Genomic DNA, 14,255 nt, shown 5'->3' on the forward strand with positions numbered 1-14,255 from the left:
GCGCCACCGCGATATATGCGGTATGCGGTAAGGTTTATATGACTGCGCTTACTTCTGCGTCGCCAGTCCCTTGGCGGCGGCCGAGACCTGCTCGCGCAGCCACTTGTGTTCCGGCGCCTGGTGCACGCGCTCGTGCCACAGCTGGTAGAAGCGCATCGCCGGGAATTTCACCGGCACCGAATAGGTCTTCAGCGACATCTGCTTTTCGTAGTGGCGCACAAACTGGCGGCCGGTGGTCAGCACCAGGTCGGTCTGCGCCAGCATGTTGGGGATCAGGCCGAAGTAAGCCGATTCCACCATGACGTTGCGCTGCATGCCCTGTCGTTCCAGGTAGTCGTCGATGACGCCGTGGTAGCCTGGCAAGATCTGGGTCGGCGCCACGTGCGGCAGCGTGAGGTAATCGTTGAGCGTCATTTCGTCGCCGGCGGTGCGCAGCGCGTAGGGACAGTCCGCGCGCATCACGCAGATGATCGGATCCTCGAATAGCTTGGACATGTGCAGATGTTCGGGCGGCTCGTCCCAGTTGGCGATGACCAGGTCCATGTCGCCGTCCGACAGCAAGCGAACATAGTCCACGCCCGGTCCCAGGCTGTGGATCTTGATGCGGCTGTTGGGCGAACCGCGCCGCAGCAGCGCCACGAGATTCGGCAGGAACTGGCTGTCCAGGTAATCCGGCGCGGCGACGTGGAAGGTGCGCGCCTCTTCCTGCGGAATGAAGGGCGACTTTTTCAGGAACAGGTTCTCGGTCTCGTCGAGGATGCGCTTGGCCGGGATCAGCAGGCTCTCGCCGTGCTGGGTCGGCACCATGCCGCGCGCGCCGCGCACCAGCAGCGGATCGCCGGTCAGCTCGCGCAGCTTGCGCAGCGAGGCGGAGATCGAGGGCTGCGGCTGATTCAGTTTGAGGGCGACGCGTGAGACGTTTTTTTCCACCAGTAGCAGGTAGAGAATGCGGATAAGGTGCAGGTCCAGGTGTTGCGGCAAGGCGGCCATGAGGTGCGTTTGGTCTTCGGTATATGGGATCGGATATGTTTAATATACTCTAATGTTCATGTGCTCGGAACCGATTCCGTTTATCTTCTGTAAATTAGCCACATCTTTGACCTGAAAGCACACATGGAATACCTGATCCCCTATGGCCTCGAGTGGTTGAACCTGATTGTGCGCTGGCTGCATGTCATCACCGGCATCGCCTGGATAGGCGCCTCGTTCTACTTCGTCTGGCTGGATAACTCGATCCGCCCGCCCGCCGCCGGATCGGAGCTGGCGAAGAAGGGCGTGTCGGGCGAATTGTGGGCGGTGCATGGCGGGGGCTTCTACAACCCGCAAAAATACCTGGTGGCGCCGGCCGAACTGCCGAAGGAGCTGCACTGGTTTAAGTGGGAGGCTTATTCCACCTGGCTGTCCGGCATCGCGCTGCTGACCATCGCCTACTACTTCAACGCGCAGGCGATGATGATCGATAAATCGGTGGCCGACATTAGCAGCCTTCAGGCGATCGGCATCGGCGTCGGCACGCTGGTGGTCGGCTGGACCGTGTACGACCTGCTGTGCCGCTCGCCGCTGGGCAAGCGCGACCTGTGGTTCGGCATCGTGGTGTTCGTGCTGATCGTCGCGGCGGCGTACGGCCTGACGCATGTGCTGAGCGGACGCGCGGCCTACATCCACGTCGGCGCGCTGATCGGCACCATCATGGTCGGCAATGTGCTGATGCTGATCATTCCCGGCCAGCGCAAGATGGTCGAGGCCATGTCGGCCGGCCGCATGCCCGATCCGATCCACGGCCAGAAGGCCAAGCAGCGCAGCGTGCACAATAACTACTTCACGCTGCCGGTGCTGTTCATCATGATCAGCAACCACTACGCGATGACCTATCGTCACGATCATGCCTGGCTGGTGCTGGCGTTCATCATGGCGGCCGGGGTCTTCATCCGCCACTTCTTCAACCTGCGCCACAAGGGCCGCGTCGAGTGGCGCTATCCGGCCATCGGCGTCGCGCTGCTGGCCGGCGTGGCGGTGGCGATCGCGCCGGCGCGTCCGGTCGCGGTGGCTGCCGCCGCCGATCCGGCGGCGGAATTCGCCAAAGTCAAGTCGGTCATCGATCAGCGCTGCGTGGCCTGCCACTCGGCGCATCCGACCCAGGCCGGCTTCGCCACCGCGCCGGCCGGCATCGCGTTGGACAACGCCGACCAGATCCACCAGAACGCGGAAAAAATCTACAAGCAGGCGGTCGAGCTGAAAGCCATGCCGCTGGCGAACCTGACCAATATGACGGACGCCGAACGCGCCCAACTCGCGGCCTGGTTCCACGCCGGCGCAAAATGAAGGAACACGATATGAGCACTCCAAAAGAACAACTGGCGCAGTGGATCGACGCGCACTTTGACGAGGAAGTCGCCTTCCTGCAGCAGGTGCTGCGCGTCCCGACCGATACGCCGCCCGGCAACAACGCGCCGCACGCGGAACTGGTGGCCGGGTTGGTGCAGGCCTACGGCTGGACCGCCGAGAAGCACGCCGTGCCGGCGCAGGCGGTGCAGGACTACGGCATGGAATCGATCACCAACCTGATCGTGCGCCGGCTGTATCAGCCGGGCGGCCCGACCGTGGCGCTCAACGCGCACGGCGACGTGGTGCCGCCGGGCGACAACTGGACCTATCCGCCGTATGGCGGCGTGATCGCCGACGGCTATATCTACGGCCGTGCCGCCGCCGTCTCCAAGTGCGACTTCGCCACCTACATCTTCGCCGCGCGCGCGCTGGAGGCGCTGGGCGTGCCGCTCAAGGGCGGCTTGGAACTGCACTTCACCTACGACGAGGAATTCGGCGGCCTGCTCGGGCCGGGCTGGCTGCTGGAGCAGGGGTTGACCAGGCCGGACTACGTGATCGCGGCGGGCTTCAGCTACAACATCGTCACCGCGCACAACGCATGCCTGCAACTGGAGATCACGGTCAACGGCAAGTCCGGCCACGGCGCGATGCCGGAGACCGGCCACGACGCCTTGCAGGCGGCCACGCGCATCCTCAACGCGATCTACGACCAGCTGCCGAAGCTAAAGAAGATCAAGTCCAAGGTGGCCGGCATCGACTCGCCGACCATGCTGGTGGGCCGCATCGACGGCGGCACCAACACCAACGTGGTGCCGGGCAAGGTGGTGCTGAAGATGGACCGCCGCATGATCCCGGAAGAGGATCCGGCCGCGGTGGAGGCGCAGGTGCGCGCGCTGATCGAGGACGCGGTGCGCGGCCAGCCCGGCATCACGCTGGATATCAAGCGCCTGCTGCTGTCGCACGCGCTGCGCGAGTTGCCTGGCACGCAAAAGCTGGTCGACAGCCTGCAACGCAACGCGCAAAGCGTCATCGGCGAGACCATCCCGGCGCAGGGCACGCCGCTGTATGCGGACGCGCGCCTGTACGGCGAACATGGCATTCCAGCGGTGCTGTACGGCGCCGGCCCGCGCACCGTGCCGGAGTCGAACGCCAAGAAAGCAGACGAGCGGCTGCTGCTGGAGGATTTGAGGAAGGCCACCAAAATCGTCGCCGCCACGCTGCTGGATTTCCTGGGCTGAGCGACATCGCCCGGCTTCGGGCGAATGTGTCCGAGCGTACACAGTCGTTTCGCCCGAGTGTCGTATCATAGGGTCATTATTGACCCTATGGCCGGCCTGTGCATCGATACGACTTGATCACCTGTCACGACTGCGGCGTGCTGCATCTGCGCCGCCCGGTGCGCCCGCGCGAAAAAGCGCGCTGCGTGCGCTGCCAGGCCATCCTGTATCGCGGCATTCATTCCGACGCCAGCCGTATGGCCGCCATCACGCTGGCCGCCATCTTCACCTTCCTGATCGCGCAGTGCTTCCCCATCGTCGAGCTGGAGATCAACGGCTACAGCACCAGCGCCACGCTGCTGGGCGCCATCCGCGTCATGTGGCTGGAGCAGATGCAGCTGGTGGCGATCGTCGTCTTCCTGTTCACGATCCTGCTGCCGGCGGTGGAGCTGGGCTCTCTGCTGTATGTGACGCTGGCGCTGCGCGGCGGCTACCGTCCGCCCGGCTTCGACCATCTGCTGCGCGCGGTGGGCGCCGCGCGACGCTGGGGCATGACCGAGGTGCTGATGATCGGCATCCTGATCACCATCGTCAAGATGACCAGCCTGGCGCAGGTGCTGGTGCAACCGGGCCTGTTCGCCTTCGGCGCGCTGACGCTGATGCTGGCCATCGTGACGGCCTTCGATCCGAAAATCCTGTGGAATATCGGCGAGCACCTGCCGGGACCGCGCCGCGCCGCGCAGCAGACCTTCAACTATCAGGCGCTGGCCGGCAAGCCGCTGATCGACTGCCCCGCCTGCGGCCTGGTCGCGGCGCGCGAGTTCGGCAAGCAGCGCCAGTACTGCCAACGCTGCGGCGCCAGGCTGCACCGCCGTCGCCGGCAGAGCGTCGGCCGCACCTGGGCCTTCCTGCTGGCGGCCACCATCCTTTACATCCCCGCCAACCTGCTGCCGGTGATGTACACCTCCTCTCTGTTCGGCAAGGAGGACGACACCATCATCAGCGGCGTGGTCTACTTCTGGACCAGCGGCTCGCCCGCGCTGGCGGTGATCATCTTCATCGCCAGCATCGTGGTGCCGGTGCTGAAGCTGGCCTCGTTGTCGCTGCTGGCCTACACCGCGCAGCGGCGCTCGCGCTGGCAGCCCTTGCAACGCACGGTGTTATACCGGATCGTTGAATTCGTCGGCCGCTGGTCGATGCTCGATATTTTCGTCATTACGCTGACGGTGGCGCTGGTGCGCTTCCAGTCGCTGGCCGTGATCACGGCCGGACCGGGAGCGATGGCGTTTTGCGCGGTGGTGGTGCTGACCATGATCGCGTCCATGCAGTTCGATCCGCGCCTGATCTGGGATCCCATCGATACATCTGGAGAGAAGCATGTCTGAAAACGAGAACGGCGCGCCGCCGCCGCTGCCGCAACCGCACGTGGAAAAGGCCAGCCGCTGGCTGCCGTCGCTGGTGTGGCTGATACCGCTGCTGGCGGCGCTGATCGGCGTGGCGCTGGTGGCCAAGTCCATCATCGACCAGGGCGAGACGGTCACGGTCAGCTTCCGCACCGGCGATGGGCTGGAGCCGGGCAAGACCAAGGTCAAGTACAAGGACGTCGACATTGGTCTGGTGCGCACCATATCGCTGTCGCGCGACCTGTCCAAGGTGCTGGTGACGATCGAGATGAGCAAGGGCGCCAGCCGCTTCACCGCCGCCGATTCGCGCTTCTGGGTGGTGCGGCCGCGCGTCGGCGCCAGCGGCGTATCGGGGCTGGGCACCTTGCTGTCCGGCGCCTACATCGGCGTCGACGCCGGCAAGTCCGAAGAGACCAGCAAGGAATTCGTCGGGCTGGAAAAGCCGGCGCAGGTCGCGGGCGACGAGAAGGGCAGCGCCTACACGCTCCACAGCGACAACCTCGGCTCGGTCGATGTCGGCTCGCCGATCTTCTACCGCCGCATCCAGGTGGGGCAGGTGACCAGCTTCGACCTCGACGACAAGGGGCGCGGCGTGAAGATCGGGGTATTCGTCACCGCGCCGTACGACCAGTATGTCGGCAAGAACACGCGCTGGTGGCATGCCAGCGGCGTCGACGTGCGGCTCGACTCCAGCGGCTTCAAGGTCAACACGCAATCGCTGGCGGCGGTGCTGGTGGGCGGCATCGCCTTCGAATCGATGACCGGGCAGAAGCCGGACGCGGTGGCGGCGGCCGGCAGCAACTTCCTGCTGGCGGCCGACCAGGCCAGCGCGCTGCGCGAACCGGACGGCACGCCGATCACCACGGTGCTGTACTTCGATCAATCGCTGCGCGGCTTGTCTCCGGGCGCGCCGGTGGACTTCCGCGGCATCGTCATGGGTGAAGTACGCTCGGTGGGCGTCGAATTCGACCCGGTCAAGAAAAGCTTCCGCATGCCGGTCACGGTCGACATGTATCCGGCGCGGCTGGGACGCAGCTTCCAGAAGACGCTGGCCGACGACCAGGATCGCAACGCCGGCCCGCTGGTGCTGGAGCGGATGGTGGAACGCGGGCTGCGCGGCCAGCTGCGCACCGGGAACCTGCTGACCGGGCAGTTGTACGTGGCGCTGGACTTCTTCCCCAACGCGGCCAAGGTCAAGGTCGACGTGACGCAGTATCCGATGGAGGTGCCGACGGTGCCGAACAGTCTGGACGAGTTACAGACGCAGCTCTCCAGCATCGCGCGCAAATTGGACAAGGTGCCGTTTGAAGAAATCGGCAACAACCTGCGCGACACGCTGAAGACCGCCAACGTGCTGTTCAAGCAGCTCGATACGCAGGTGGTGCCGGAGATGAAGGACACGCTGGGCGCGGCACGCAAGACCTTCAGCACCGCCGACCAGCTGTTGCAGAAGGATTCGCCGGTGCAGTCGGACCTGCGCGAAGCGTTGCAGCAGCTGACGCAGACGATGCAATCGCTGAACGCGCTGTCGGATTATCTGGAGCGTCATCCCGAGTCGCTGATACGCGGCAAGCAGGAGAAAAAAGGAGAACAGAAATGATGCGACCAATGAATGCCGCCGCCGGCGCCGTAGCGCTGGCGTTGCTGGCCGGCTGCGCCAGCGCGCCGCCGGAGCGCTTCTACAGCTTGAGTAACGGCATGGGCGTCACGGAAGCCAAGGCCCCGCGCGCCGCCTACTACATCGAAGTGCCGGCGGTGACGGTGCCGCAGCAGGTGGCGCGCAACCAGCTGGTGGTGAGCACCGGCGCGGGGAGGATCGATCTGCTGGAGCAGGAGCGCTGGTCGTCGCCGCCGGCGTCGGAGATCGGGCAGGCCTTGTCGCTGGCGATATCGGGCGAGCTGGGGACGATCGACGTGTTCCGCACGCCGACGCCGGACAGCGCGCCGGTGTACCGCATCAGCACCAACGTGCAGCGTTTCGAATCCGCGCCGGGGCAGTACGCCTTGATCGACGCGGTATGGAGCGTGCGGCTGGTGGGCAGCAGCAAGGTGCTGACCTGCCGCAGCGTCGCCAACGAGCAGGTCGCCGCCGGCTACGACGCGCTGGTGGCCGGCCACCGCCGCGCCGTCGCCCGGATCGCCGCCGACATCTCGAAAGCCGTCCTCGCCATCGCCGCCGGTACCCCGCCAACCTGCTGAGTGCGTGTCCCAATAATCCGGGGTCAGAGCTAAAAACTGGACACAGGCTCAACCGTAGCGGCCGCTACGGTTGAGCCTGTGTCCAGTTTTTAGCTCTGACCCCGGAGTTTTTAGGTCACGAGCACAGCGTCGTTGATCTGCCCGCGCAGCCAGAGGCTGGCCGGGTCGGCGTCGACGTTGGCGTGCCAGTAGAGGTAGATGTCGAGCGACGGCATCTGCAGCGGCACCCCCAGGATCTGGTTGCCGAACTGCTGATTGACCACGCGCGCCAGCCGCTCCGGCATCGTCAGCGCCAGGTCGGTCTGGCTCACGACACGGCATGCGGCGAAGTAGTGCTGGCAGCGCAGGCGTATCCGCCGCTGCAATCCCAACCGGCTCAACTCGAAATCCTCCAGCCCCGGCCCGCGCCGGCGTGAACTGGTCTGGATGTGCTCCAGTGTCAGATAACCGTCCAGATCCAGCGTGCCCCTTACCGCCGGATGATCGCGCCGCACCAGCACCACCGTCTGATCGGTCGCCAGCAGCGTGCGGCGGATGTCGTTCGACAGCGGCAGCAGGATGTCGATCGCGGCGTCCAGCGTGCCCGCCGCCAGTTCGCTTTCCAGTTCGCGCCGTCCGACCTGCAAGGTGTTCAGCCCGACCAGCGGCGCTTCCCGCGCCACCCGCGCCATCAGCGGCGGCAGCACGCTCGCTTCCAGCACGTCGCGCAGCGCCAGCGAGAAACTGCGCTCGCTGCCGGCCGCTTCAAACCGCTCGACGCCGTTCAACGTCACTTCAAAGCCGCGCAGCGATTGCCGCACCGGGTCTATGATGGAGCGTGCCAGCGGCGTCGGCACCATCACGTGACCCTGCCGTTCGAACAGCGGGTCGTCGAACAGTTGCCGCAGCCGGTTCAGCGCGTGGCTGATGGCCGGCTGCGTCAGGTTCATCTTCAGACTGGCGCGCGTGATGCTGCCCTCGGCGTAGATCGCTTCGAACACGATGAACAGATTGAGATCGACTTTCGATATATGCATGGGATTTATGCGGGTGAATTAATACTATTCATTTGATGAATTATAGGCCGGCCGTTAAGCTGGTGCCTGTTTATGAGGGAATGAAAACGATATGGGACAAATTTTCCTGGTGCGTCACGGCCAGGCGTCGTTCGGCGCCGTCAATTACGACCAGCTGTCGGAGCTCGGCTACGAGCAGGCCCGCCTGCTGGGCCAGTGGTATGCCAACGGCCGCCAGTCGTTTCAGCGGGTGGTCACCGGCGGCATGGCGCGCCATCGCCAGACCGCCGACACCTGCCTGGCCGAGCTGCCGAAGCCACAACTGGCGGAGGCGGACTGGATCACCGACCAGGGCTTCGCCGAATTCGATCATCACGAGGTGCTGCTGCGCCATTGCCCCGAGTTCGCCGACGCGGTCGCGTTCAAGGCGCTGCTGGCGCGCCACGTCGATCCGCCGCGCGCGCTGGAGCATCTGTTCCGCGCCGCGATGCAGCGCTGGATGGGCGGCTGGCATGACGACGACTACAAGGAAACCTGGCCGGCGTTCCGGCGCCGCTGCGTCGCCGCGCTGGAGCGCCTCGACACCGACAGCAGCAAGCAGGCCACCATCGTGTTCACCTCCGGCGGCGTGATCTCGACGCTGATGCAGCACCTGCTCGGCCTGCAGGACTATCAGGTGATGGAGATGAACTGGACGCTGGCCAATTGCGCCGTCACCAAGCTGCTGCAACGCCCCGGCCAGTTCACCTTGAGCTACCTGAACAACTACGCGCACCTGGAATGGCTGGGCCAACCCGGCGCCGTCACCTACCGATAAGGAACCACCATGGACTTCGACTACAGCCCGAAAGTACAGGCGCTGCAAGCCCGCCTGACCGCCTTCATGGAACAGCACATCTATCCGAACGAGGCGCGCTTCCACGCCGAGATCGAGACCAACCGCGCCGCCGGCAACGCCTGGCTGCCGACCCGGATCATGGAGGACTTGAAGCGCGAGGCGCGCGCCGCCGGCCTGTGGAACCTGTTCCTGCCCGACTCCGAACACGGCGCCGGCCTGACCAACCTCGAATACGCGCCGCTGTGCGAGATCATGGGCCGCGCGCACTTCGCGCCGGAGGTGTTCAACTGCGCGGCGCCGGACACCGGCAACATGGAGGTGCTGGCGCGCTACGGCACGCCCGAGCAGCAGCGCGACTGGCTGGAACCGCTGCTCGACGGCCGCATCCGCTCCTGCTTCGGCATGACCGAGCCGGACGTCGCCTCGTCCGACGCCACCAACATCGCCAGCTCCATCGTCCGCGACGGCGACGACTACGTGATCAACGGCCGCAAATGGTGGTCGTCCGGCGCCAACGATCCGCGCTGCGCGGTGTTCATCTTCATGGGCAAGAGCGATCCCGATAACCCCAGCCGCCACAAGCAGCAGTCGATGATCCTGGTGCCGCGCGACACACCGGGCGTCAACATCCTGCGCCACCTGCCGGTGTTCGGTTTCGACGACGCGCCGCACGGCCACGCCGAAATCGTGTTCGACAACGTACGCGTGCCGGCGACCAATCTGCTGCTGGGCGAGGGACGCGGCTTCGAGATCGCGCAAGGCCGCCTCGGACCGGGACGCATCCACCACTGCATGCGCCTGATCGGCCTGGCCGAGCGTGCGCTGGAGCAGATGTGCCGCCGCAGCCTGTCGCGGGTCGCCTTCGGCAAGCCGGTGGCGGAGCAGGGCGTGACGCTGGAGCGCATCGCCGAGGCGCGCATCATGATCGACCAGGCGCGCCTGCTGGTGCTCAACGCCGCGCACATGATGGACACGGTCGGCAACAAGGTCGCGGCCAAGGAGATCGCGATGATCAAGGTGGCCGCGCCGAGCATGGCCTGCCGGGTCATCGACTGGGCGATCCAGGTGCAGGGCGGCGGCGGCATGGCCGACCCGTTCCTGGCGCACGCCTACGCCAGCGCGCGTTCGCTGCGCCTGGCCGACGGTCCGGACGAGGTGCACCGCAGCCAGATCGGCAAGATGGAGCTGGCGCGCTACAAATAGGCGGCCGCAAAATCGGATGTTAGAATCGCCGCATGGACGATACCCCGGCAACCAAAAAAGACCTCATCCTTCCACCGCCGCGCCGCAGCCGCCGTAAAAGCGGCGGCACCACCTTGCGCGACGTGGCGGCGCTGGCGGGCGTGGCGCCGATCACCGCGTCGCGCGCGCTCAACACGCCGAACGCGGTGTCGGAACAAATCCTCAAGCGCGTGCGCAGCGCCGTCGAGCAGACCGGCTACGTGCCGAACATGCTGGCCGGCGGCCTGGCCTCGCGCAAGAGCCGGCTGGTGGCGGCGGTGATCCCTACCATCTCCGGCAACGTGTTCCTGGAGATGGTGCAGTCGCTCACCGCGTCGCTGGCGGCCTATGGCTACCAGCTGATGCTGGGCCAGTCCGGCTACGAGGATTCGCGCGAGGACGAGCTGCTGGAGACCATCATCGGCCGCCGTCCCGACGGCGTGGTGCTGACCGGGATCATGCGCTCGCCGCAGGGCCGCCAGCGGCTGCTGACCAGCGGCATCCCGGTGGTCGAGACCTGGGACCTGACGCCGAATCCGATCGACATGCTGGTCGGCTTCTCGCACGAGAAGGTGGGCGAGGCGGTGGCGCGCTACCTGCATAGCAAGGGCAAGCGCCGCGTCGCCACGCTGAGCGCCAACGACCAGCGTGCGCAGCGCCGCATGAAAGCCTTCTCCGACACCGCGATCGAACTCGGCATGGCCGCGCCCGGCGCGACCGAGGTGCCGGGCTGGCTGGTGCCGGCGCCGACCAACGTCGGCATGGGCCGCGCCGGCCTGCGCGAGCTGCTGGCGCGCCATCCCGACATCGACGCGCTGTTCTGCAGTTCCGACATGGTGGCGCTGGGCGTGCTGACCGAGGCCCAAGCGCAGGGCATCGCCGTGCCGGGGCGGCTGGCCGTCGTCGGCCTGGGCGACCTCAGTTTCGCGCGCGATCTGCATCCGGCGCTGACCACGGTGCGCATCGACGGCGCCCGCATCGGCGCCACGGCGGCGCGCTTCATCGTCGAGCGTTCCGAGGAACGCGAAGTACGCGACGGCATCGTCGACATCGGCTTTTCCATCGTCGAACGCGACAGCGCCTGACGCGCCTGTAAACATGTCATTACGGCATGTTTATGTTGCGCAGCGCACGCCATTTACAAATCTCATAGCTGTCATTTCCAAAAATTATTGACATCCAAAATAGCTTGGATTAACCTAAGTCATCATACAACTGGTACCGGTACCAGAAACCGTTTAACTTGGCATTAAACCTCGTATAATGGCGCTGATTACAGATTTTTTGGTAATGCTTTAACTTAACTAAATCGCAACTCAGGAGGCCGACGCGGCATCGCAGTTTTCATCTCTGTTCATTAGGGGACAATAGTGTTTAACAACAATTACAAGCAGCAGACGACCATGATCAAAACCATCAAAATGACGCCGATGGCGTCCGCCCTGGCGCTGGCGTTGTTCGCGCACGGCGCGCAGGCGCAGGAAGAATCGACCACCAAGCCCGGCACGCTGGAAACCGTGGTGGTGACCGCCAACAAGCGCGTGGAAAAACTGGAAAACGTTCCGATGGCCATCTCGGTCATGAGCGAGCAGGAAATCCAGCGCACCAACATCCGCGAGATCGAAGACGTGGTGGCCTTGATGCCGTCGCTGACGCTGAACTCCGGCACCACCGCCGCCAACAACGCGATCTTCATGCGCGGCATCGGCACCGTCTCGGTCGGCATCGGCGTCGAATCCGACGTGGCCGTGATCATCGACGACATCCCGATCGCCACCCAGTTCCAGGCGTTCAAAGACCTGGCCGACGTGGCGCGCATCGAGGTGCTGAAAGGCCCGCAGAGCACGCTGTTCGGCAAATCCGCCGTGGCCGGCGCGGTCAACATCGTCACCAAGCCGCTGGCCGGGCCGATGGTGTATCGCGCCAGCACCTACCTGACCGACGACAAGGAATGGCGCGTCAACGCCTCGATGGGCGGCCGCATCAACGACGAGTTCGCGATGCGCCTGTACGCCAGCAAGACCCGCCTGCCGGGCACCTTCCACAACCTGACCGACGGCAAGGACGTCAACGGTTCGGGCGGCAAGACCTTCATGGCCAAGCTGCAATGGAATCCAACCGAGAACATCTCGGTCGACCTGACGCCGCGCTACAACGCCCAGGACAACACCCGTGGCGTGACCGCCGTTAACGGCTTCTTCCTGCGCACCGGTTCGCTGGCGGCGGGTAACCAGGTGTCGACCCCGATCGGCCTCGACAACGTCTACCTGAACGGTAATCCGCTGCTGCCGGCCAGCACCATCCTGAAGGGCATCAACGTCAACGATCCGGGCAACCGCAACGTGCGCCGCGACTTCCCGACCGGCCTGATCTCGACCGACCGCGGCGTCGGCCTGAAGGTGTCGTGGACGCTGCCGAACGACGCCCAACTGATGTCGATCACCTCGTACAGCAAGTACCTGGCCAACGACTTCCGCGACCAGGACTTCGCCGACGTGCCGACCATCGCCCCGTCCGGCCAGACCGTCCCGACCATCGACAACAACCAGTTCGGCACCTACGACATCCGCTCCAAGACGCAGGAGATCCGCTACGTCTCGCCGGACACCGGCACCTTCAAATACGTGGCCGGCCTGTGGGTGGCGCACAACGAGATCTACCGCCACTTCATCCGCGGCTATTGCGTCGCGCCGGTGGCCTGCAACGCCAACTCGCCGTCGAGCCCGACCAACTACTACACCGACATCTACAACACCAACAAGGCGGTGTTCGGCCAGGCGTCGTGGGAATTCCTGCCGACCTGGACCCTGACGGCCGGCTTGCGCGTCAACGAGGAAATCTCCGGCTACCACTACAAGCGCAACTACTTCACCGACCAGCTGACGGTGGCCTCGTTCAAGCCGGGTCCGGTCGGCGTGGACCAGTTCCAGAGCATCGGCAACTCCGACGTCGCCACCACCGGCAAGGTCAGCCTGCAGAAACAGATCACGCCGGAATGGATGGTCTACTCGCAGGTGTCGACCGGCTACAAGGGCGAGGCCTACGACGTGACGTCGGGCCTGAAGGCGGTGGCGGCGTTCCCGATTCGTCCGGAAACCAGCCAGAGCTTCGAGATCGGCACCAAGGCCAACCTGTTCAACAACCGCATGTCGGTGGCGGCCACGTACTACAACTCGGACTTCTTCAACTACCAGCAGAACATCACCTATGTGCTGCCGAACGACCCGACCATCTACAGCCAGCTGAACTCGATCCCGAACATCCGCACCCACGGTTTCGAGATCGACGCCAACGCCTTGCTGGCCAAGGATCTGACGGTCAACGCGGCGCTGGCGTTCACGCTGCCGACGATCGAAAAATGGAAAAATGGTCCATGCTATAGCGACTCGACCAACGTCGCGGTGGGCGGCACCAAGCTGGCCGCCAACGGCTCGATCGCCGGCCAGAACGCGGCCTGTTTCCCGATCGTGGCCGGATCGACCACGGGTGTGCAGGACCTGAGCGGCGGCGTGTTTCCGGGCACGCCGAAGATCAAGGCCAACATCGGCGCCAACTACGACTTCCTGATTCCGACCATGCCGTTCAAGGGATTCGTGAATCTGAACGTGCGCTACCAGAGCAAGTACAACACCAACATCAACAACGATCCATTCTCGGTCAACAAGCCGTACAGCATCACCGACCTGGGCTTTGGTATCCGCGATGCGCAGGACAAGTACAAGCTGAGCTTCCGGGTCAACAACCTGTTCGACCGGTTCTACATCCCGAATGCGAACTCGAGTGGTCCATCGTCGTTCCGCGCCGGCCCGACCGCGACCTCGCCGCAAGTCTCGGCCAGCAGCTGGGTCCCGCCGCGCGACGTGTTCCGCTACTTCAGCGTCAAGCTGGACGTGAAATACTAAGCCAGCAAATGTCCCCCTCACTCCGGGGTCAGAGCTAAAAACTGGACACGGGCTCTACCGTAGCGGTCGCTACGGTAGAGCCCGTGTCCAGTTTTTAGCTCTGACCCCGGAGTTTTTTACCGGGCAGGCTGTATGCGCGTACAGTATAATTCGCG

General features: G+C 64.7%; 11 protein-coding genes. 9 read left to right on the forward strand and 2 right to left on the reverse strand.

The genetic code is table 11. The annotated features are described in order from the left end of the window. Window positions 1-48 precede the first annotated feature (48 nt). A complete protein-coding gene (locus tag GW587_RS16735) occupies window positions 49-990 on the reverse strand; it encodes a LysR substrate-binding domain-containing protein (protein ID WP_166105314.1) in 942 nt (313 codons plus the stop codon). Window positions 991-1,113: 123 nt separating this feature from the next. Between GW587_RS16735 and GW587_RS16740 the strand changes: the two genes are divergently transcribed. From GW587_RS16740 to GW587_RS16760, 5 genes are all read left to right on the forward strand, one after another. Then, window positions 1,114-2,322, forward strand: a complete 1,209-nt coding sequence (locus GW587_RS16740; RefSeq protein ID WP_166105317.1) for a urate hydroxylase PuuD — start codon at window positions 1,114-1,116, stop codon at window positions 2,320-2,322. Window positions 2,323-2,333: 11 nt separating this feature from the next. After that, window positions 2,334-3,563, forward strand: coding sequence for a M20/M25/M40 family metallo-hydrolase (locus GW587_RS16745; protein ID WP_166105320.1), 1,230 nt, complete (start codon window positions 2,334-2,336; stop codon window positions 3,561-3,563). Window positions 3,564-3,661: 98 nt separating this feature from the next. After that, window positions 3,662-4,927 carry a paraquat-inducible protein A gene (locus GW587_RS16750; protein ID WP_166105323.1) on the forward strand — a complete coding sequence of 422 codons (1,266 nt, stop codon included), beginning with the start codon at window positions 3,662-3,664 and terminating at the stop codon, window positions 4,925-4,927. Further along, window positions 4,920-6,545, forward strand: coding sequence for a PqiB family protein (locus GW587_RS16755; RefSeq protein WP_166105326.1), 1,626 nt, complete (start codon window positions 4,920-4,922; stop codon window positions 6,543-6,545). The genes GW587_RS16750 and GW587_RS16755 overlap by 8 nt, the downstream gene beginning before the upstream one ends. Continuing rightward, window positions 6,542-7,144: a PqiC family protein gene (locus GW587_RS16760; RefSeq protein ID WP_166105329.1), complete on the forward strand. Its 603-nt coding sequence runs from the start codon at window positions 6,542-6,544 to the stop codon at window positions 7,142-7,144. Before GW587_RS16755 ends, GW587_RS16760 begins: the two co-directional genes overlap by 4 nt. Window positions 7,145-7,254: 110 nt before the next feature. Here GW587_RS16760 and GW587_RS16765 read toward each other — a convergent pair whose 3' ends face one another. Beyond that, window positions 7,255-8,160 (reverse strand): LysR family transcriptional regulator, encoded by a 906-nt coding sequence (locus tag GW587_RS16765; RefSeq protein WP_166105331.1) that lies wholly within the window; start codon window positions 8,158-8,160, stop codon window positions 7,255-7,257. A gap of 91 nt (window positions 8,161-8,251) precedes the next feature. Between GW587_RS16765 and GW587_RS16770 the strand changes: the two genes are divergently transcribed. The 4 genes from GW587_RS16770 (at window position 8,252) to GW587_RS16785 (ending at window position 14,100) form a co-directional block, all read left to right on the forward strand. Beyond that, window positions 8,252-8,956, forward strand: a complete 705-nt coding sequence (locus GW587_RS16770) for a histidine phosphatase family protein (protein WP_166105334.1) — start codon at window positions 8,252-8,254, stop codon at window positions 8,954-8,956. A gap of 9 nt (window positions 8,957-8,965) precedes the next feature. Beyond that, window positions 8,966-10,180 (forward strand): acyl-CoA dehydrogenase family protein, encoded by a 1,215-nt coding sequence (locus tag GW587_RS16775; protein ID WP_166105336.1) that lies wholly within the window; start codon window positions 8,966-8,968, stop codon window positions 10,178-10,180. Between the two features lie 32 nt (window positions 10,181-10,212). Continuing rightward, entirely contained in the window at window positions 10,213-11,283 is a 1,071-nt protein-coding gene (locus GW587_RS16780; protein ID WP_166105339.1) for a LacI family DNA-binding transcriptional regulator, read from the forward strand. Window positions 11,284-11,601: 318 nt separating this feature from the next. Beyond that, complete coding sequence (locus GW587_RS16785; RefSeq protein ID WP_166105341.1) at window positions 11,602-14,100, forward strand: TonB-dependent receptor; 2,499 nt, start codon at window positions 11,602-11,604, stop codon at window positions 14,098-14,100. Window positions 14,101-14,255: the final 155 nt, after the last annotated feature.

This window comes from Duganella aceris, assembly GCF_011090165.1.
Classification (GTDB): Bacteria; Pseudomonadota; Gammaproteobacteria; order Burkholderiales; family Burkholderiaceae_D; genus Rugamonas; species Rugamonas aceris.